Origin of the sequence: Arthrobacter sp. WCS2018Hpa-7, from assembly GCF_031843805.1 — a bacterium.
In the GTDB taxonomy this organism is placed as follows: Bacteria; Actinomycetota; Actinomycetes; order Actinomycetales; family Micrococcaceae; genus Arthrobacter.
This window is the reverse complement of sequence record NZ_JAVTJB010000020.1, coordinates 1-20,257: the sequence shown is the minus strand read 5'-3', so window position 1 is coordinate 20,257 and position 20,257 is coordinate 1. Positions and strand designations below refer to the sequence as shown.

General features: G+C 61.5%; 18 protein-coding genes. 14 read left to right on the top strand and 4 right to left on the bottom strand.

The window, feature by feature from the left end; translation table 11 throughout:
- The first annotated feature begins 2 nt into the window (after positions 1-2).
- Complete coding sequence (locus RQH14_RS18250) at positions 3-917, top strand: hypothetical protein (protein WP_311214552.1); 915 nt, start codon at positions 3-5, stop codon at positions 915-917.
- Here RQH14_RS18250 and RQH14_RS18245 read toward each other — a convergent pair whose 3' ends face one another.
- Both RQH14_RS18245 and RQH14_RS18240 read right to left on the bottom strand, forming a co-directional pair.
- Positions 918-2,063 (bottom strand): alpha/beta fold hydrolase, encoded by a 1,146-nt coding sequence (locus tag RQH14_RS18245; protein ID WP_311214551.1) that lies wholly within the window; start codon positions 2,061-2,063, stop codon positions 918-920. It lies immediately after the preceding gene.
- Positions 2,064-2,411: 348 nt separating this feature from the next.
- Positions 2,412-2,735 (bottom strand): helix-turn-helix transcriptional regulator, encoded by a 324-nt coding sequence (locus RQH14_RS18240; RefSeq protein WP_193594581.1) that lies wholly within the window; start codon positions 2,733-2,735, stop codon positions 2,412-2,414.
- A 350-nt stretch (positions 2,736-3,085) separates the two neighbouring features.
- Here RQH14_RS18240 and RQH14_RS18235 point away from each other — a divergent pair, with 350 nt between their 5' ends.
- The 13 genes from RQH14_RS18235 (at position 3,086) to RQH14_RS18175 (ending at position 16,251) form a co-directional block, all read left to right on the top strand.
- Positions 3,086-4,162 (top strand): CHAP domain-containing protein, encoded by a 1,077-nt coding sequence (locus RQH14_RS18235; protein ID WP_311214611.1) that lies wholly within the window; start codon positions 3,086-3,088, stop codon positions 4,160-4,162.
- Complete coding sequence (locus RQH14_RS18230) at positions 4,159-4,668, top strand: hypothetical protein (protein WP_311214550.1); 510 nt, start codon at positions 4,159-4,161, stop codon at positions 4,666-4,668. The genes RQH14_RS18235 and RQH14_RS18230 overlap by 4 nt, the downstream gene beginning before the upstream one ends.
- A gap of 41 nt (positions 4,669-4,709) precedes the next feature.
- Complete coding sequence (locus RQH14_RS18225) at positions 4,710-6,239, top strand: chromosome partitioning protein ParA (protein ID WP_311214549.1); 1,530 nt, start codon at positions 4,710-4,712, stop codon at positions 6,237-6,239.
- A 33-nt stretch (positions 6,240-6,272) separates the two neighbouring features.
- Positions 6,273-6,881, top strand: coding sequence for a DUF6668 family protein (locus RQH14_RS18220; protein WP_311214548.1), 609 nt, complete (start codon positions 6,273-6,275; stop codon positions 6,879-6,881).
- Between the two features lie 11 nt (positions 6,882-6,892).
- Complete coding sequence (locus RQH14_RS18215; RefSeq protein WP_311214547.1) at positions 6,893-7,162, top strand: hypothetical protein; 270 nt, start codon at positions 6,893-6,895, stop codon at positions 7,160-7,162.
- Positions 7,163-7,190: 28 nt separating this feature from the next.
- Positions 7,191-7,931, top strand: coding sequence for a hypothetical protein (locus RQH14_RS18210; RefSeq protein ID WP_311214546.1), 741 nt, complete (start codon positions 7,191-7,193; stop codon positions 7,929-7,931).
- 1 nt (position 7,932) lies between these two features.
- Positions 7,933-9,255: a hypothetical protein gene (locus RQH14_RS18205; RefSeq protein WP_311214545.1), complete on the top strand. Its 1,323-nt coding sequence runs from the start codon at positions 7,933-7,935 to the stop codon at positions 9,253-9,255.
- A complete protein-coding gene (locus RQH14_RS18200; protein ID WP_311214544.1) occupies positions 9,242-10,750 on the top strand; it encodes an SCO6880 family protein in 1,509 nt (502 codons plus the stop codon). The genes RQH14_RS18205 and RQH14_RS18200 overlap by 14 nt, the downstream gene beginning before the upstream one ends.
- Positions 10,750-12,345, top strand: coding sequence for an ATP/GTP-binding protein (locus RQH14_RS18195; RefSeq protein WP_311214543.1), 1,596 nt, complete (start codon positions 10,750-10,752; stop codon positions 12,343-12,345). Before RQH14_RS18200 ends, RQH14_RS18195 begins: the two co-directional genes overlap by 1 nt.
- Positions 12,342-14,111, top strand: a complete 1,770-nt coding sequence (locus RQH14_RS18190) for a TraM recognition domain-containing protein (RefSeq protein ID WP_311214542.1) — start codon at positions 12,342-12,344, stop codon at positions 14,109-14,111. The genes RQH14_RS18195 and RQH14_RS18190 overlap by 4 nt, the downstream gene beginning before the upstream one ends.
- Before the next feature lie 15 nt (positions 14,112-14,126).
- The gene (locus RQH14_RS18185) at positions 14,127-14,567 is read left to right on the top strand and encodes a DUF4913 domain-containing protein (protein ID WP_311214541.1); all 441 of its coding nucleotides are present in this window, start codon (positions 14,127-14,129) and stop codon (positions 14,565-14,567) included.
- 132 nt (positions 14,568-14,699) lie between these two features.
- A complete protein-coding gene (locus RQH14_RS18180) occupies positions 14,700-15,746 on the top strand; it encodes a PDDEXK nuclease domain-containing protein (protein WP_311214540.1) in 1,047 nt (348 codons plus the stop codon).
- Between the two features lie 337 nt (positions 15,747-16,083).
- On the top strand, positions 16,084-16,251 hold the full coding sequence (locus RQH14_RS18175) for a hypothetical protein (protein ID WP_311214539.1): 168 nt from the start codon (positions 16,084-16,086) through the stop codon (positions 16,249-16,251).
- Positions 16,252-16,488: 237 nt separating this feature from the next.
- On the opposite strand, the gene RQH14_RS18170 is transcribed toward RQH14_RS18175, so the two are convergent.
- Both RQH14_RS18170 and RQH14_RS18165 read right to left on the bottom strand, forming a co-directional pair.
- A complete protein-coding gene (locus tag RQH14_RS18170) occupies positions 16,489-19,191 on the bottom strand; it encodes an ATP-dependent RecD-like DNA helicase (RefSeq protein WP_311214538.1) in 2,703 nt (900 codons plus the stop codon).
- A 306-nt stretch (positions 19,192-19,497) separates the two neighbouring features.
- Positions 19,498-19,668 (bottom strand): hypothetical protein, encoded by a 171-nt coding sequence (locus tag RQH14_RS18165; protein ID WP_311214537.1) that lies wholly within the window; start codon positions 19,666-19,668, stop codon positions 19,498-19,500.
- Positions 19,669-20,257 lie beyond the last annotated feature (589 nt).

Below are 20,257 nucleotides of genomic sequence, written 5' to 3'. Positions count from 1 at the left end.
CCATGAAACTGTTGCTCTTTGGGCTCCTGAGCGCCCTATGCCTCCTTCGGATCCCCTCGGTGGTCAAGGTCCCGGAATCCCGGGCCTCGTGGGTGGCGTCGATCTTCGGGCTCGCGGCACTCTACGTCTTGGGAACGGTCACACCGTTGGAGGATATTGACCGCTACCTCGGTGGCATCAATGTGACGAACCTGCTCCAGGCCGTCTTCGCGCTCCTGGCAATCTTCTTCTTCAACGACAGCGTGCGGCGCCTGGCGAACGTACCCATAGTCAGATGGACCTACTACGCGCCTCTGCTGAGCATTCCCATCATGATCGCCGGCTTCACCCTGATTCAGGACAAAGCTCCAACGGCCGCGGACTTCATCGATACCCGCATGGACCAGCTCGCTACCGCCGTGTACAGCGGCATATACATGCTCGCGCTGTTATTCACCGTCCTCAGGATCATCTACATGCTTCGGCACAAAGCCAGGGGACTCTATGCCACGTTCTCAGCGGGCCTGCTGGTGGTTGCGATCGCCGTTTCGTGCCACATCACCTATGTGGTGCTGTTCTACTTCTCGCCCTGGGACGCCCTCGCCCGGGATATCGGTGCCTGGTTTGACCGCCTTTTCTATGTAGGCCTTTCAGTGACCGCCGCGGGATGGTTGATTCTCTTCCTGTCGAAGCAGCTGCCCAGATTGCGTCTTTGGATGATCGATGCTCTGTGGCTGACCGCGTTGAGGATGCGAGTCCGTGCCGATCGGTCACGAGTCAGTCCGGCCTGGGACCTCTTCAATGAAACGCTCGAAAACGGCGTCTATAAAAGCCTGATTGTTCTGCACAACTACGAGCGGGTGAACTTGATGGACTTCCCGGACTCTGTTCAAGGCAGGATCAGCCAAATCGAAGCCAAGCTGGACGCTCGGACCTAGCTATTGGGTCGAGATCGTCTTGCTGACCCAACTGGTCAGTTCGTTGGTGAAGGTAGAAGGCGAGGCGTTCCACTCCTGGGTGTGGTGGGCCTCGGGTAGTGAGATCAAGGTGACGGTGGCCGGGTTCGCGCGTTGGAACGCGGCCGAGATCTCCCAAGGAACCTCTTGATCAGCGGTTGAGTGCAAGACCAGGGTCGGGACATCCACCCTGTTGGCTACCTCTACCCAGTCGAGGGCATCGAAATCAATCGGTTCCTCCAGCCCGAGCATTCTCGCGAACACACGGGTACCCAACAGGCGCATAACAAGGTCTGCCCCAACCGCCGGCACCCGGGCCTGCACGGCTCCTGCTGAAATGGCTTTCCGCCAGCTGGTGACGGGACCTACCAGGACCAGCCCGATGATCCTGTCCCGGTGGGCGCTTCGCTCGGCTGTGAGCAGGGCCATGGTCCCGCCCATTGACCAGCCGGAGAGGATGATGCGCTTGGCTCCGTGAGCGACGGCATAGGACACGGCGCTGTCCACGTCACGCCATTCTGTTTGCCCCAGGTGACTCGAGTCTGCCTGTTGCGGGCTGACCTCGGCGTCGCTGCGAAATGTGGGAACCAGAGATGTGAATTCTAAGGAGCTGAACGCGTGGACGTCTCGGAACATGATCGAGCGGTCCGTCCAGCTGCCATGGATATGGATCACCCATACGTCCGTATTTGTGGCTTCGAATAGCCATGCCGGCGCCGCACCGTACTCGGTGGGGATATACACCTCTTGAAAGTGTTCGCGGACAGCAGCGGGTTCGAAGAACACGTCCGGGGTCCAATCGACGATTGGGCCCAGACCGCCAGGCGTAGAGCTTGACTGGTCGAGCAGTCTTTCTACGAATTTTTGTTCCTCGTCGATCAGGGTGACCTGACCGACTCGCGTGTATTTAGCTGTCGCGGGGTCGAACACGCCGAAGTCGCCCGGCGCCTTGGTGTAGTCGTCCAAGGCAATTCGGATGCGACGTCCGCCGTCCGCCATCTCTGCCCGGCGGTAATCCTTTGGGCCTCGCTTGACGATTTTCCGGGCCATGACGACAGCGAATCCGGATAGCCCTGCAGCCGGCACAAGGAGCGCCGCACAGGTCAGGAAGCGCCGTTTCGTCAGCATCAGGTCTTCGTCCTCCAGGGCCGATCGAGGGGAAATGGAACCCAGACATCGTAACGCCCCTCTCTGGCCGATGAAGGCGTGATCATGCTCACTACAGGCGTTGCACATGTTCACTACAGGCATGTAACGTGCTTAGTGAAACAAGGAGGTATTGCTTTTTGACAAGGCTTGTTATGAATTGCGGGCCCTCATCTATCGCGATAATCGTTGACATAGGCAGGAAGCATCTTGAACTCCACAGCATCAATGTCGGCCTCGCGTACCCCCGGAGACGCCGTTGACCCGCAGGAGAGCCGGCCGTAACGGCACCGGCATCTTCGATGGATTCCGGATCGCGAAGCGCAGGCCCTATTTGCCGTCCAGGTACTCCGCGTAGTCGGCCAAAGCCTTGTCGCGAGCGGCCTTGTTCAAGGTGTAGATGACTCGCTGTCCATGCCGGTGTTCCCCGGCGTCCGAGGCGACGATCCCCTGCTCTTCCAAGTCTTGGAGGTGCCGAAAGATGGTTTGGTATGTCGCGGAAAGCTCACGCGTGATTTGCCCCGACGTCACTCCGTCCGGGTTCAGAGCAAGGTGTCGAACAATGGCGGCACGCACCTGGTTCATCCCGAAAGCCTTCATGGCCGCTTCAGCCTGAGGCTGGACGGAGGTGACGGGCTTTGCATATCGGGGCACTTGATTATTTTGCCGTATCTCATCACAACTGGATAATACACTAACATTTAATGTTAGACTTGCGAGAGAAAGTCACGCGTCTCACTGAGAACGTAAGACAAGCGATGTTGCGGGGTTCCGTGGACAATAGGGGTTAGTACATCGTATGGATTATCTAGGCGGAAGTTCTATTTCTGTCAGGCGGATCTGGTAGCTGTAGAAATGATTGCCCATTGGGGAGGGACAGTTTTGAAGAACATGCTGCCGTTTGGCACGAAGGGGCCGAGGAACGCATATTTGTGTACCAGCGTCACGGTCGGACGTGAGAGCTTCCGCTCTTGGTTGTTCGAAGCTGCTGGTGCCACCTCATGATGCAGCGTAAGTCTCTGGGCCTCGTGGCCCTCATCGCCATCCCTGGCCTGTTCTTCGGGCTGATCTTCTCCTTCATCCTGCTGCTGGCTCCGGCCAAACCTGCTGCCGCCGATTGCGGCCCGGTATCGGTCGTCATCGACGACAACACGAAGGTTGACGGGTATTCCGCGGAGCAGCTGAAGAACGCCGCTGCCGTCATGGGGGCCGGCAAGGCGTTGAACCTCTCCGTGAAGGGCCAGACCATCAGCATCATGGTGGCCCTGGGGGAGTCCGGGCTGCGTGTCCTGGACTACGGTGACGGTCCAGGCCCGGATTCCCGTGGTTTGTTCCAGCAGCGCGACAACGGCGCTTGGGGCTCCTATGCGGACCGTATGGACCCCACCATCAGCGCAACGAACTTCATCAATGCCCTACAAGCCGTTCCGGGCTGGGAGCAGTTGGAACCGACCATTGCCGGAAACAAGGTCCAGCGCAACGCAGACCCCTACCACTACCAGAAGTACTGGCCCGAAGCCGTCAAAATCGTCCAGGCACTTTCGGACGGCAAGTTCTCCGTCGAAGGCAGCGACTGCGCCAGTTCCGGGAAGTTCGGAGCCGGAGATGACTACCCGTGGAAAGACTCTCCGACCTGGTTGCAGGTAGGGGCAGGCTCAGCGGCAGCTTCACCTTTGGGCATGTTCTACCGCGAATGCGTGGACTTCGCCCTGTGGCGGGTCAACCAGCAAATGGGCTCCACCAGCGCACCCTTCAAATTCCTCAACGGCAACTTCCGCCCGGACGGGCAGGGCCTCGGCTCGGCCCTGACATGGAAGGCCGGCTGGGACGCCAAGGGCTGGCCCTCCGGTAAGACGCCCCGCGTCGGCGCAGTGGTCTGGTACGCCCCGGGCACCGGGGGATCGGACCCGACGTTCGGCCACGTGGCTGTAGTCAAGGAAGTCAAAGACGACGGGACCTACGTCGAAGAGGGCTACAACGGCAACCCGCCCCCGGATGACCACAACTACTACACCCGGACCGTCAAAAGCAGTGTCCCTTCCGCGTTCCTGTATCTGCCCGACCAAGAGGAGAAGAAGTGAAAAAGCCCCTGGCCCTCATTGCAGCAGCACTGCTGTGCGCCGGATGCGCACCGGCCTCGAACACCACACCGGCCCCAGCGGAGACAACGGCCTCCCCCTCTGCCCCGGTCTCCCTGAGCGTCGACAGCGGCCCGCAGGCACCGGGTGGGACCGTCCCTGCCAGTATTGGCATCGCCTGGGATCAGGCCAGCAAGGATCAGGCCGTGGAAGTCGCGCAGAAGGCCATGGCCGACTTCGCCCGTCCCAAGGTCGAGGAACAGCAGTGGGCCAATGATCTTGCCCGCTGGCTCACCCCGCAGGCCACCGCCGACTACTCGGCAGTGGACCCGGCCAACATCCCAGCGAGCCGCGTCACCGGCCCGGCCAAGCTGACCGTCGATGAATCCAACGGCTACGGCGTCACAGCAGCTGTCCCGACCAACGCCGGGACTTACACGCTGCAGCTGCTCCGCACGGGCAAGGACGCTCCGTGGAAGGTCAACCGACTGACACCACCAACGTCCTAAGCGCCGCACCTCCACCTCTTACACGTAAAGGAAGAAAGTTCATGGGTACTACACCAACCGAGGTCTTGGCCTTCCCAAGCATCAAGGCCATTGTCCGCGACAACGGAACCGCTGAGGTCGTCGTTGCCGGCAACTCCCGCGTCGTCCCCGACGGGGAATCCCTGCAGGACCTCCGCAACAACGCCCTCGCACTCGTCGTGGGCGAAGCGCAGACGCTGAAGCGCCCGGTACGGGTCCAGATCGAGGATCCCGAAGGGCACGGCGAGCTGATCGTGCACCCGGACAACAAGATCGAATCCGTCTCCTACGAACCCCGCCCGGCACGTCGCCGTGCACAGGCTCCGGCGACCACGCCCGAGACCGAAGCACCGGCCGTCATTGAGACAGTCCCGATGGCCGCTCCTGAACCGGTAGACGTTCCCGCGCAGCCTGCCCCGGTCGAAGAGACTGCTGCAGCAGTGGAACGCCAGCCATGGCCGCCCGCCCCCGTTGATCCCGACACGGCGGCGGACGCTACCTCCACTCCTGCGTCTGAGGACACCAGCCCGAACGGGCAGCGGATCGCCGATGCAGAAGTGCCGCAGGCAGCTGCGGCCGTGTCGGAGGCACCCTTGACCCGGCGCAGCTTGAAGGAAACCTCCTTCCTGGTCAGCGCACCAGTGCTGGAACCGGCCACACAGGGCTGGCGTGGAACACTCACTCGGATGGGGCTCCGGATGGACCCTTCTGCCGAAGAACTCTCAGAGCGTGAAGATATCCGCACGGTAAGCCAGCACTGGCCCGGTCCGCGCAAGATCGCTGTCGTCAACCGCAAGGGCGGCGCTAACAAGACCCCCACCGTCGTAAACCTCTGCGCCGTCTTCGCCCGCTACGGAGGCGGCCCGGTGCTGGCGTGGGACAACAACGAGTCCCAGGGCACTCTGGGTTGGCGCACCGAACAGGGACCGCACAACGCTAGCGTTCTGGACTTGGTGGACTCTTCGACCAGACTCTTGTCCCCGGAAGCAAACAGCGCCGATCTGGCGCACTTCGTGCACCACCAAACGGCAGACAAGTTCGACGTGCTGCGCTCGGATGAGAACGAGGAAGGCGACCACGAGGTCACCGCCGAGGAAGTGGATATCGTCCACCGCGTCGCCACGAAGTACTACCGGATGATCGTCATGGACTCCGGCAACACAGCCCGGTCAGCCAACTGGCGGCGCATGATCCACCACACGGACCAGCTGGTCGTCCCGGTAACTGCCATGGAAGACCGGGCCGAAGCCGCCCGGTTGACCCTGCAGACGCTGGAATCCCGTGGTGGTCACGACGCTGATCTGGCACGCAACGCCGTCGTCATCGTCTCCGAATCCACAGATGCTCGGAGGGGCATGACCGGCGACGCCCTCAAGCGGGCAAAGGCCGAAGCCCAACGGATCGCTGACGGGTTCGCCCCATTGGTGCGCGCCGTCGTCCGCATCCCCTACGATCCCGCTCTGGTCAACGGTCCCATCCGCTACGAAGCTCTCCAGCCCGCCACCCAGCGGGCATGGCTGGCCGCAGCGGCCGCCGTCGCCAAAGGCTTCTAACCCATCCACACGGAACTGAAGAAAGGAGGAACCATGCAACTGTCACTAAACCCCTGGATCACCAGCCCGGACGAGGGCATCGAAGAAGAAACACCTGACGTGCACGTCCCGCCGGCTGCCGTGATCAGCACACCGCTCAAGGGCATGGTCGAACCCGACACCGCAGATCGTCTGGCCAACCGCACCATGTCCGGCACCGCAGCGCTGTGGGTTGTCGGCAGCCACGGCGGGGCCGGTGAGAGCCGCACCGCTGACCTGCTCAACGGGGCACGCCCCACCGGGCACTGCTGGCCTGTCTTGCAGGACGGCAGCAAGCCCCGCGTGCTGCTGGTCTGCCGGGCCGACATGCGCGGACTCACCACAGCCCAGAGCGCCCTGACCCAATGGGCATCAGGCGCCGCACCCGCTGTGGAGATGCTCGGCCTCGCCGTCCTCGCGGACGCACCGGGCAAGACTCCCAAAGCGCTCCGGGACTTCACAGCCATCGTCGGCGGGGGAGCGCCCCGCCTCTGGACCCTTCCCTGGGTCGAGGCATGGCGGCACGGAGACTCGACCACCACACCACCAGCCCGCGAATACCAGCGCTTAATCACCGACGTAACCGCCCTGGTTACCGAAACCAGCCCAAGCACCAACCACTGAAAGGTCCCACCTTGAACACGATCACCGCCATCACCACCAGCACCATCCCCAACCCGACCCCCGTCGTCCCCGCCGAAGCCGGCGGCCTGCTCACCGTCCTGAACTGGGCCACCGGGATCGGCCTCGTGCTGGGTGTCCTCGGCGTCATCATCGTCGGCATCACCATGGTCATCCAGCTCCAGCGCGGCGAAGGCGGCCAATCCATGGCCAAGCTCGGCTGGGTCCTGCTCGGCTGCATCGTCATCACCGGCGCCGCAGGCATCGTCCGCGCCTTCGTCTAATCCAGCACCAACAACGGGAGGTTCACCCTTGAGCCAGTCAACAGAGAGCACCACCGAAAGCAATCCGTTCACCAAACCCGGTTTCATCATTGCTGCCGCGCTGGTGGTCGCGCTGATCGCAGCAGCAGTCGTAATTTTCCTGATCCCCAAAGGACAAGGAAACGCCCAACCAACCCCAACAGAATCCGTCAGTGCCGCCACGGCTAGCCCCAGCGTATCCGCCGCCTCTGGCAAGAGCGTCTGCGGGCTGCCTGCCGGTAAGGACACGGCACTTGGTAGCGCACCGAAGTCCAAATGGGAATTGGTGGGAACCATGGCCGTCCCGACCGATCCGTCAACGGCTGGGCCCGGCACGGTGAGCAAGGAGGGCCTGCGGTCGTGCTTTGCGCAGTCGCCTACGGGAGCCCTCTACGCTACGGCGAACATCTGGGCTGCTTCATTCAACGGCTCCGCGAAACAGGTCTACCTGGATCTCGCTGCCGACAGCCCTACTCGGGACAAAGCAGTACAGGCAATCAAGGACGGTAAGGACGTCGGCGGGGGAAGCTCACCGAAGGTCCAGATCGCCGGTTTCATCATCCACTCCTACACTTCCACAGCAGCAGTTGTGGAGCTGGCGTTGAAGAGCCCAGATGGCGGATACGGCGCTCTCTCGACCTCCCTTCTATGGGAGGACGGCGACTGGAAACTGGACATGCCTGCTGCTGGCGGAGGAACAGTTCGGCCGATCAGCGACCTAAGTTCGTTCATACCTTGGGCCGGGGTCTGACATGGCATGCGAAGTTTGGGACTTGGCGTGCATCGCCAAGGAAGGTGCAGGTGAGGTCGCGGCGGGGATTGCAAACGACGCCATAGGCGATGTTGCGAAGGCCATTATGGAGGGCATGAGCCAGATGGTGACGGCACTGTCTACCTTCTGGGTCGCGATGCCGACGGTGAACCTCGCAAGCGCGGACGGTACAAGCGCAAGCCCCGTTGTTTCTGCGGTCAATAGTGAGTTGATGCCGTGGACGCTGGCACTGGCGGTCCTTGCCGTCATCCTTGGTGGCATTCGGTTGATTTGGGAGCAGCGCGGTGCACCGCTAAAAGACCTGCTGCGGTCTCTCATGACCCTGACTTTGGTTTCAGGGCTGGGTCTGGGAGTGATTTCGATCCTGGTGATCGCGGCCGACGCCTTTTCCACGGAAATCATCAAGCGTTCAACGGACGGCAAAGGCTTCGCTGAATCAATGAAGGTATTGATCATGACGGATCAAACGGACGTTGGGGTCTTCATTCTGATTGTCCTGGGTTTGGTCGGACTCATCGCCTCCCTTGTTCAGATTGTGCTGATGGTCGTTCGCAGCGGCATGTTGGTGATCCTGGCAGGCATTCTGCCCACCACCGCCGCGTTCACGAATACCGAGATGGGTCGGCAGTGGTTCCAGAAAGCAGTGGGCTGGACCATCGCTTTCATCCTTTACAAGCCAGCAGCAGCCATCGTGTACTCGGTGGCGTTCCTCCTGATGGGCCAGAGCACCGGTCAGGATGCCCTGATCGGGTCCATTACAGGCTTCACTTTGATGCTGGTTGCTTTGTTCGCGTTGCCCGCTTTGATGCGGTTTGTAACGCCGATGGTCGCGGCGGTTGCCTCCGGCAGCGGCGCAGGGGCAGGAGCTGTCGTTGGGGCTGTCGCCACAGGTGCCGTTTCGCTCGGCCGTGGCGGGAGCGGCAGGGGCAACGCCTCACCGACCCCCTCATCCTCAACAAACACCCAGAGCACTCAGAGCGCCCAGGCAGGCAACTCGCCAAAGGGCAGCGACGGAACGTCCGGCCCGCGCGGTGGGGGTGCACAGACTATCCCGGACGCCACGGGTCCGGGTGGAGCCGCTGGCACGGCTGCAGCTGCCAAAGCAGGGATGGCAGGCACCGGCGGCTCTGCCGGAGCGACAGCTGGTGCCGGTGCAGGGACAGCAGCAGCCAGTGGGAGAGCAGCAGCTGGTCCCGTGGGTGTGGCTGTAGCTACAGGAGCAAGGGTGGCTTCCAAGACGTCGCAGGCAATTGAAAGGACCGCGCAGGATTCAACCGGGGAGGGCCCCAGTGGCAGCAATTAGCACCGAATACAAAGAACCGTCCTACGGCAACTGGCGCGTACCGCGCTCAGCAGGGCTGGCCAACCTCGGCGCGATCGGCACCGCGATCGTCTTTGCCGGGCTGTTGCTGGGCATTGTGAGCTTCGCCATTTGGGGCCTGTTCGCCGGCCTGGGCGTTCTTGCCTTTGCCGGTGTCAGCGCCTTGCTGCTGACAGTCAAGGACAAGCATGGCCAGTCCGTTGTTGACCGCTTCGGCACCCGGATGGCCTTCAAGGTCTCCAAGTCCTCCGGGACGAACCTTTACCGGTCCGGACCGCTCGGGGTGACCGAGTGGGGTATGTACCAGCTTCCCGGGTTGGCCGCGAAGTCGACCCTGTACGAATTCACCGATTCCTATAAGCGCCCCTTCGCCTTGCTGCACGTGCCCACTACAAGCCACTTCACGGTGATCTTCTCGACCGAACCCGACGGGGCATCATTGGTGGACCCGGAGCAGGTCGATGCGTGGGTCGCTAACTGGGGCGGCTGGCTCGCCGGGCTGGCCGATGAGGCCGGGCTGGACGCCGCAGCCGTGACGGTAGAGACCGCCCCCGATTCGGGGTACCGGCTGCGGAACGAAGTGTTGATGAACATCGACCCGGACGCACCCGAGTTTGCCCGGGAAATGCTCAACGAGGTCGTGGACACCTACCCGGAAGGATCGGCCACGGTCCGCGCCTGGGTGTCGTTGACGTTCAACTCCGCGATCCGTACAGGGGCGAAGAAGCGGACGCCGGAAGATGTTGCCCGCGACCTGGCATCCCGTATCCCGGGCCTGTCGGCACGGTTGCAGTCCACCGGTGCCGGGATCGCCCGGCCCATGTCCGCACAGGAGCTGTGCGAGGTCGTGCGGATTGCCTACGATCCTCCGGCAGCGCTGATCATTGATGAAGCCCATGCGGCCGGGTCTCCGGTGTCGTTGAGCTGGGGCGAGGTTGGCCCCACAGCGACGCAGGCAAGCTGGGATGACTACCGGCACGATTCCGCGTTCTCCGCGTCCTGGACCATGACCGGTGCACCGCGTGGATCTGTGAACTCCTCTGTCCTGTCCCGGTTGCTGGCCCCGCATGGGGACATTGACCGCAAGCGCGTCTCGCTGCTGTACCGTCCGATGGATTCGGCCCGGGCTGCTGCGGTGGTGGAGCGGGACCAGAACAACGCCAACGTCCGCATTACCTCCGGAACCCGCCCTTCCGCGCGTGCCCTGGTTGACGCACGTTCAGCGGCTCAGACCGCCGAGGAAGAAGCCCAAGGCGCCGGGCTGGTGAACTTCGGCATGGTCGTCACGGCCACCGTGACCGACCGGGAACGCCTCGCGGACGCTGTAGCGGCCGTGGAGCAGACCTCCGGCACCGCCCGGGTATTGCTGCGCCGGGCCTACGGCTCGCAGGACACCGCGTTCGCCGCGTCCCTGCCCCTGGGTCTGGTGCTGCCCAAGCACAGCATGGTCCCGTCCGAGATTAAGGATGCTCTGTAATGGCCTTCCCGAGACTCTTCGCCCGTTCCTCGAAGCACAGCACTTCCCCTGCGAAGGCTGCGCCGAAGAAGGCTGAGAAGCAGCCGCGTGAGGCCGGGCCTGGTGCCCGTGGCTGGCCCGGTCGCGGCGGGGGCGTGGCCCAGCTCGTCCCGTCCGTGAAGGAGTACCGGGGCACGACGGTTCAGGTCTGTGGCCTGTGGCCGTTTTCTTCCGGTGCGTCCTCGCCCATGATCGGCGTCCCGCTGGGACGCCACGAGGAAACCCAAGCCACGGTCTGCTGCGACCCGATCAGCTGGTTCCAGCGCGCGCGGCTGATTTCGAACCCCTCTGCGTTCATCCTGGGCAAGCCCGGGCTGGGAAAGTCCACGGTCGTGCGGCGGATGTTCATCGGGCTCTCCGCACAAGGGGTTCATCCTCTGATCCTGGGTGACCTCAAGGGCGAGCATGTCAAAGCCGTCAGGGCACTCGGCGGGCAGGTCATCCGGCTCGGTCGCAGTGTCGGGTACCTGAACATCCTCGACCCGGGCCAGGCTGTTGAAGCGGCCCAGCTCCTTGAAGACAACGGCCACCCTGAGGACGCAGCACGCGTCCGCGCCGACGCGCACGGCCGCCGCCTGACCATGGTGGTTTCGCTGATCACGATCAGCCGGAACAACCCGCCCACAGATCAGGAACAAACGATCCTGGACCGGGCGCTGCGGGTCCTCGATGACCGTTTTGAGGGCGTCCCGGTGTTGAAGGATCTTCTGGATGTCATCGTTTCCGCGCCTGACGAGCTGCGACAGGTCGCGCTGGACCGTGGCGACATGAACATCTACCTGCAGGAAACACGGGCGCTGGAGGCAACCCTGCTGGGTCTGACCGGTGGCGGGAAGCTGGGGGAAATCTTCTCCCGCCAGACCAGCCAGCCCATGGTCCGTGACCGGGCCGTGGTCTTCGATGTCTCCAGCATTGACGAGACCGAAACGGACCTGCAGGCAGCCATCTTGCTCGCGTGCTGGTCCTACGGATTCGGCACCGTCAACGTCGCCAACGCCCTCGCGGACGCCGGTCTGGAACCGCGCCGGAATTACTTCGTGGTCCTGGACGAGCTGTGGCGGGCGCTGCGTGCCGGTAAGGGAATGGTGGACCGTGTGGACGCCCTGACCAGGTTGAACCGCTCCGTGGGTGTCGGGCAGATCATGATTTCCCACACGATGTCTGACTTGCTGGCCCTGCCGGCGGAAGAAGACCGGATGAAGGCCCGCGGATTCGTGGAACGCTCCGGCATGGTGATCTGCGGCGGCCTCCCGGCGTCTGAGATGCCGCTGCTGACGTCCGCTATTCCGCTGTCCCGGCAGGAGCAGCAGAAACTCATTGGCTGGCAGGACCCTCCCGCGTGGGACTCACGCGGCGTCGACGTCGAACCTCCGGGCCGGGGAAAGTTCCTCATCAAGGTCGGCGGCCGTCCCGGAATCCCCGTCCAGGTCGGACTTACCTCCTTGGAGAAGGGCCCTGAAGGCGTCAACGACACCGACGGCAAATGGCACTCCACTCCTGAAACCCTGCTGGAAACGGCAGCACCAAGCCTGCCGATTGAAGGAGGCACCCTGTGAGCGCACCAAACCGTAAGGGAATGGGCCTGGGAGATGCCCTGCTGGTCTGGCTGGCCATCGGGTTCATCGTCATATTCGGCGGCGGCACCTATGGTGCCTTGCATATCGGGTCGTGGATGGCAGGCATCGCCGCCCCGCCAGCCCATCCCATCGATCTGATCGCCGGATTGGCCAAGGGCCGCATGCCGTGGCCCACCGAAGCTACGGTTGTCGCCTGCCTGATGGCTGGCGTGGTGTTGGCCCTGACCATTGTTGTCCTGGTGGCCTGGCGGAAGGGTGCGTCCAAGCGTGCCCGGGTCGATAAGGCCGCACGGTACCTTGGGCGTGGTAAGTCGCTGGCCGCGTTCTCGGAAAAGGGAGCGAAAGCGACCGCCGAGCGTTTGGGCGTGACAGACGCTCCCGGCATCGTCGTGGGCAAGGTCGTCTCCACGGGACAGAAGTTCATTCAGTCCTGGGAGGACCTGTCCCTCGATGTCTGGGGTCCCCGTACCGGTAAGTCGACCTCCCGGGTTATGCCGGCCATCCTGGACGCCCCCGGTGCCGTTGTCTCGACCTCGAACAAGCGCGACGTCGTGGACGGTACCCGCGGTGTCCGGGAGACCACGGCTCCGGTCTGGGTGTTCGATCCGCAGAAGATCGCCCAGGAAGAACCGGACTGGTGGTGGAACCCGCTCTCCTACGTCACCGACGAAGAGAAGGCCTCCAAACTCACCCAACACTTCTCCGTCGGCTCCCGCGTCCCCGGGTCCAAGCCCGACGCGTACTTCGATCCCAAGGCCGAGGACATTCTGTCCTCATATTTCCTCGCGGCCGCGCTCGGGGATCTGCCCATCACGCAGGTCTACATTTGGGTCACCGAACAGGTAAACCGGGAACCCATCAATATTCTTCGCGAACATGATTACGAGTTGCAGTACAAGGGTCTTGAATCCACACTGGAGCTGGCTGATAAGCAGCGTGACGGTATCTTCGGCACGGCCGAGAAGATGATCCAATGCCTCAAGAGCCGGAATACCCTGCGGTGGGTCGCCCCGACCGGTGGTGCCACAGTCGCTACCGACACCCGCCGACAGTTCAACCCGCACGCGTTCGCGGCGTCGCAGGAGACGATCTACATTCTCTCCAAGGAAGGTGCCGGCTCCGCCGCCCCGCTCACCACTGCATTGACGGTGGCAATCGCTGAGGCCATGGAGGAGCGCGCCGAGCGCAGCGGAGGCCGCCTTCCCATGCCCGCGCTGTTCGCTCTCGATGAGCTGGCCAACGTCGTCCGCTGGGCTGCCCTGCCGGACCAATTCAGCCACTACGGCTCCAAGGGCTTGATCGTCATGGGGATCCTGCAGTCCTGGTCCCAGGGCGTGGAACTGTGGGGCGAGGCGAACATGCGGAAGATCTGGTCTGCAGCGAATGTGAAGGTCTACGGCGGCGGCGTGGCAGAAGAAGGCTTCCTCCGGGCGCTCTCGGACCTGATCGGAGACTACAGCTACATCAACGTCTCCACTTCCTCTGGCAAGTCCGGTTCCAGCCGCTCCCGACAGGAGGGCAAGGAGCGCATCTTCGACGTTTCCAACCTCGCCGAGCTGGACCGTGGCCGCGCAGTCGTCCTCGCCTCCGGCGCACCCGCCACACTCGTCCGGACCATGCCCTGGTACACCGGTCCCCACAAGGAAACGGTGGAGGCCTCCATCAAGAAGTACAGCCCCCGCCGCGAAGAACCCACCGTCCCGGTCCCGGCTGCACCGGTAACCAATCCTTGGGTCACGAAATAGGAAGGGTCTGCACGCATGGCGAATGACTTTGACCTCTACGACACAGACACACCGGCCCCGGCTAAAGCCGACCAGGGTGCAGAGAAAGAACCGGAGCTCGTCTACGGCTCGGCCGAAGAGTTCCTTCATGAGCAGCTGCTGCCAACGTACGTTCGCAGCGTCACGGGAAAGTCCGCCAAGTGGTGCATCGAGTGGTATTTCCACCCGGAGGCCGTCTCACGCGTAGCGGCTCTCTGGCGCTCATGGGAGCACCTGCGTCTGGATCCCGCGACCGGAATGAGTGTCTGGTGGAAGGACCACGCAGACCACCACATGAGAGTCCTCCTGGATCCACAAGGACCGTTCTACAACTGCGACATGAAAGAACACCGAGAACCAGACCTCCTCGAACCGAAAATGGCTCCCGCTGGCTGGTTCCCCGATGTAAGAACGGTCCAACCGCATTTTGCGTATTAGGGGAGTTGCTCCGCTGTCCACCTGCCAGTAGAGGCTCGCGGACCGCAACGTCCCACGCCGCGCCTCCAATTGTCCAGACACTGTCTGGACAATTGAATCTTGAGCTTCAGTTGTGGCCATTAGGGTGGATTCATGACCCAGATCGAGCCAGACCTACCCGAAGATTATGCAGCGGCACTCACGACCCTCAAGGCTCTGGTGCGGGAGGCTCAACTCAGGGCCCAGCGGGTGGTCAACAGCGCGATGATCGAGCTGTACTGGAACATCGGACGGGCGATCCTGGAACGGCAAGCGAACGAATCCTGGGGCAGTAAGGTCCTGGACAGGCTTGCACGGGACTTGAGGGCAGAGTTTCCCCACATGAGGGGATTTTCCCGTACGAACGTCTACAACATGCGCGCGTTCGCGGCCGCGTGGAGCGGTCCGGAACCAATTGTCCAGACTCCGTCTGGACAATTGAGCTGGAGCCATAACGTCGCGCTCTTGAACAAGCTCAACGACCATCAATTGCGCCGCTGGTATGCCGCCAGAGCGGCCCAGCACGGCTGGTCGGTCTCCGCTCTTGAACACCAGATCCTCACCGGGCTCCACACCCGAACCGGGGCAGCACCGAACAATCTGGAAGCGCGCCTCCCGGGCGAAGGAACCGATCTAGCACAAGCTGTGGCCAAGGACCCCCTCGTGCTGGACTTCCTGGGCCTTACCGAAGAAGCCCAGGAATACGCCATTGAAGAAGCCATGACCCTGCGGATGGCTCAAACCCTGGCCGAGTTTGGCCCCGGATTCGCTTTTGTGGGCCGGCAGTATCCCCTCGACATTGATGGAGATGACTTCTTCATCGACCTTCTGCTGTATCACGTACCTTCAGACCGTTACGTTGTGGTCGAACTTAAAGCAGGAAAATTCAAGCCTGAACACCTGGGGCAGCTGAACTTCTACGTCGCAGCGGTCAACGACATGCTGCGCCTACCGCGGCAGGCTCCCACCGTTGGCATCCTTGTCTGCGGTTCTCGGAACGAGCGAACCGTCCGATACGCGCTCGACGGCTCCGCCCAGCCACTCACCGTCACGTCGTACACCTACGAAGCCCTGCCGGCCGACGAAAAGGACACCCTCCCCTCGCCAGCCGCAATCACCGCCGCTCTGGAACACGACCCCGCCGACGCGGTCGAAGCCTAACTACTGCTCCTCCGGGCTGCGGGGAACGAAGACAACGCGGTGGGGGAGAGCCCGGTGCCGAACCACCGAGAGAACCGGTGGCAGGTGTCTGCCCAAGGCCTAGAAGGTAGCCGGTCGAGGCGCCTCGCGCCGATAAGCACCCTTCCGTCAAGCTAGGGGAGGGATGTCGCCTTGCTCACTAGCGCAGTGACCGCTCTCGAGTAGACAACTGGCCTGCCCGCGAGTAGATCCACGTTCCCGGACCCCAGCCTTCCGTTACGGAAAGCGCAAAATCCTGGATAAAGTCTCATCTGGAACTGTCTCCATTAGTTCCTCCACCAATGACGAGAGGCCTGATGTGTCCGAAGTGTACGACTACAAGAACTACGAGGAATACCAAGCTTGGGTAGAGGCTGTTGAGGCGAGGGAGGGCCTCAACCCCTCCGAACGTCAAGACATCATCAACGGGGCCCCCGTTCCGGACGAAACATACGAGGAAGCCCTAGAGCGTAGCGCTGACGACTAGTTCCAACACAGAGGCCCCTCACGCTTTGTCGTGAGAGGCCTCTTGCTGAACCGTTGCACCACAAGCGCTCATTTGAGCCGCGTGGGCACACTGCATCAAACTTTGGAGGTTGTCGAACGCTCCAACAGGAAACAAGGCTCCAGAGGAGTATTTCGCGCTCGTACTTGCGGTAAAGCAACGAGACAGCGATCACAGCGTGTCAACAATGGTCCTTCTGTCCCTGATCAGCTCGGACCATCAACGCAGCGAGCTTACCGATCGCCGCGCTTTCAGGAGAGACACATCCTTGCCGCTTCTGCTGTGCTCCAAGTTCTCAAGAACGGCCTTCTGCGTTTCTGCGGACCAGTAGATCTTGAGGTGTTCCCGCGCCCGGGTAATGGCCGTGTAGAAGATGCTGTGCGAGATGTCATCCTCGTTGGTCTTGGTGATAACTACCTTGACCGAGTCGTACTCCAAGCCCTGCGCCTTGTGGATCGAAACGGCATAGGCAACCTGGAATGGCACCGAGGTAAAGGACGTCTCATCATCCTCATCGGTGCTGCCCTGCAAGTACACGTCGAAGCTAACCGTGGACTCCTCGACGTAACGCAGTTCCTCTCCGTCGACGTCCAGCTCTGTGACGGTACGGTCAAGCCACACGTCGAACTGGACGTGGTCATCGTGGATCACAATGTCCACGATGCGGCCCTTCAAGTTGTTGTAAATGAAAGGCTTGAACCGCTCGGAGTCGTTGAACAGCACCGGGTCCCCAACCTTGTAGGTGTTGACACCCCAGACCACTGCCTTGCCGGGGTTGGCACTCTGCCGGAAGCGGTTCACGTTGTTGATCCCATAGAGGCCGTCATAGTTCAGGCAGAGGATGATCTCCCCGTTGTCCCGGGTCTCGAAGATGGATTCATTGAGGTCCGTGGCGTAGCCGTTGTGGGCGATCATTTCCTCGATGCCCTCGTCGAGATGGCGAACCTTGGACCAAAAGTCGAGCAGTGCCTCATTGTCCGTCCTGTGAGGTTTGGTGAGCTCGAACACGGAGGTCTTAGGCACGAAGTCCCCAATGATGTTGAACCAGTTGCCAAACTGGATCGAGGCAATCTGGAAGACGTCACCGACCAACACGAGCAGCTTGAAGCTGGTCTTCTTCAGGACTTCCAACAGGTCCTCGTTGCTCACGATGCTGCACTCATCGATGATGAGGAGGTCGTACTCCTGGGCGTCGGACGTCCAGAGATGGCTCTTGATGGTACGAAAAACGGACCGTTGAGTCCCGGCCTTGCGCTCCAGGTTGTCCTTGGCCGAATGTGTGTGAGCCAGGAAAAGCATGCTCTTGTCGCTGAAGTGGTCAGCGATGTGACCGACCATCGTGGATTTGCCTGTGCCGGCAGCACCGTAGATCAGTGCAACCTTGGATTTGGCAAACAGAGATTTCAGCGCCTCGCGCTTGGCATCATCATCGATCCCGTGCTGGGTCTCGCCGAGCCAACGCTCCACGGCGGCCTCGTAGCCGTTCACGCCTGAAGACGCGTATTCCTGGAGCTTCTCGATGATCTCGACGGTGCTGTTCTCATAGCCGTGCATGAAGACATGGCCCTTGTCCTTCTCGATGATCCGGGTCTTATGCGGGGCCGTCGGCGGAATAGTGGAATTGTGCACGGATATCAGTTCGTCCACGTTACCCAGATCCTCGACATCGGCAACGGGCGTGTACAGCGTGCCGTGACGCTCGACGTTGTTCCTGATCCGCCGAGCCAAGAACTCGTGCCGACGCTGAGATGCGTCGACGCTGGCCATGAGGTCACCGAAGTGCGGAATGTGCTTCCTAGGAAATGCACAAAACGGCATGGTATCGAAAGGTCTGCAGCCCGGCGCCAGATGGAGCCCTGACAAGTACCGGTTCGGCTCGTATTCGGTCTGGTCCTTGATGACCCTGTTCGACATGGAGAGCAGGAGGTAACGAACGACGTTGCTCCCGGGCCCGTCCTCCCTCACAAGTTCACGCGCTTTGTCAAGGACCGGAAAGATCTGTGGCCGCTGAACTCGCTGCGTCGCCACGTCCTTGATATGCGCATAGCGCGCCTGGCTCATATGCATCAGGTCAAGGAGGCTGGCAGACCTGTCAGTGAGGAAGTTGTTAAGCCGCAGGTACTCGGAGCTGCCGGAGGTTGTAGCGGTAGACATGCCAAAGATCCTGGCTAAGTTGTTGAACTCGCAGGGACGGATGGAGACGTCCCAGGAACGGATGATCACGATCGGCATACGCTGCCCGAGGACCTCGATCTCGTCAGTCAGCAGACGCAACTGCGCCGCGTACCTGTCGGTCATGTCGACATCAGTGAAGGCGATGATGCGGTCGAATTTGTTCCGTCGGTCCGAGATAGTGGAGAAGGTGACCTCGTACAAAATCCGTCCACCCGTGAAGAACGGGCGCACCTTGTTAACGTAGTACCGGTGCCTGTTTCCCTGCTCCGCCGGAAGCGCGTGAGCCGCCCTGATCCGCTCGGCGATCTTCTGGTGGTAGAGGGTCAACGCTGGATCAAGGTCGATCGGAAACTTCTCCAGGTTGCCAAGGATCTCGACGTTGCACTGCTGCTGCAGCAGCGTCCGAGTACGGAGCAGGTACTCGTAGTACTTGAGCATCAACCGCTCTGCGGTGTCGGCATCGAAAGAGTAATGCGAGGCGCTCATCTGAAGCAGCTTGTGGAACCGATAGATGAAGTTGGTCTGCTTGCCGGTGGACCCAACCCACTCAACCGCGTCGTGCGTCAGGTCGTAGTGGAACTCCACGTTGCCGTCGCCCTTGTGGAGGCGAACAGCGATAGCCTCGACCAGATCCCGAAGCTGCTTGATGACATTACGGGACAGAAGCCCACGGTCATGCGCCAAGGCATCGATAGTGTCCGAGATCGTTGCCCCCACGCTGTGGATCTGAGCATCTACCGAGGCCATCCAGCCTTCTTCCGTCGAATTGAGTTATCAGCAGTCACAGTGTAAGTGGGTTCCAGGGCCAACCCACTATTGGATACGAGGTTTCCTCGCTCCATGTCGGTGAGGCACAGGCTAAGCGATTGTCATCCGCATCCTGGGACCCAAGCCCATGTGGAATAGGTCCAGACATCCTTCGGGACGAGTTATCGCAGGTACGTCGACTCGTCCCGCTTGAACGCCATAACCGGCCTTCCCTAAAGCTGCGAAGGTATCTGAGACAGCGGGCTCGGAATAGTCTGAATATTCACTGAACCGCGGGTGCTGCTTCTACCGATAGTTGACTATGCGGAAGGACAGCCGACGTGCAAGGTCGAGGTAGACCAAGGTCGCGACCAGCACCATGCTCGTGACGGACTCGATGCCGATGAGGTGGAAAGGCCTGTTGGTAGGGCCTTGGCGACCTTCATTCCAAACGTCTCCACGTTCCCGCAGCTCCACTGAGTTCTCTTCCGTAGAAGAACAACGCCACCTGCGTTTCCGTCGAGTCAAGTGTCCTTCGTAGTGCTACCTGTTCGTCCGTGGAAAGCCTTCGGCGTGCGGGGCAGCTATTCAGGACGATGGTGATTTCCCCATGAAGGGACTCCACGGGTGGATCATCCCTGTAGTCGATGCCGGGCCCCAATCCGAACTCGGCGAATGCACTGGACTGCCACACCAAAGTGTCGAAGAAATGCCCCTTCAAGACGGTGATCTGTTGACTGGCCTCACTCCGCTCGATTTCACGGAACCGGTACGCAGTCAGCAGCTTCGTGATGATATCTAGCCACAGCTCTGGACTATCGATATGAAGCTCTGATCGAAGGGGATCGAAGTGGTGGCCTAACGGACGGCCTTGGAACGCCGGGCCATCAATGGCCGCCAGCGGCGATATCTTCGCGGTCTGGCCCTCGCAACTGGCCCGGATCAGGCTATGACTCGCAAACTTCGGTCAACTCATGGCAGTTTCCGCAGCTACTTCCACTCCCAGGGTTCGACTGGCAGCGGGACGTGTTGAAGTGGGACGAGTAGCACTACGGCTAGATTTATG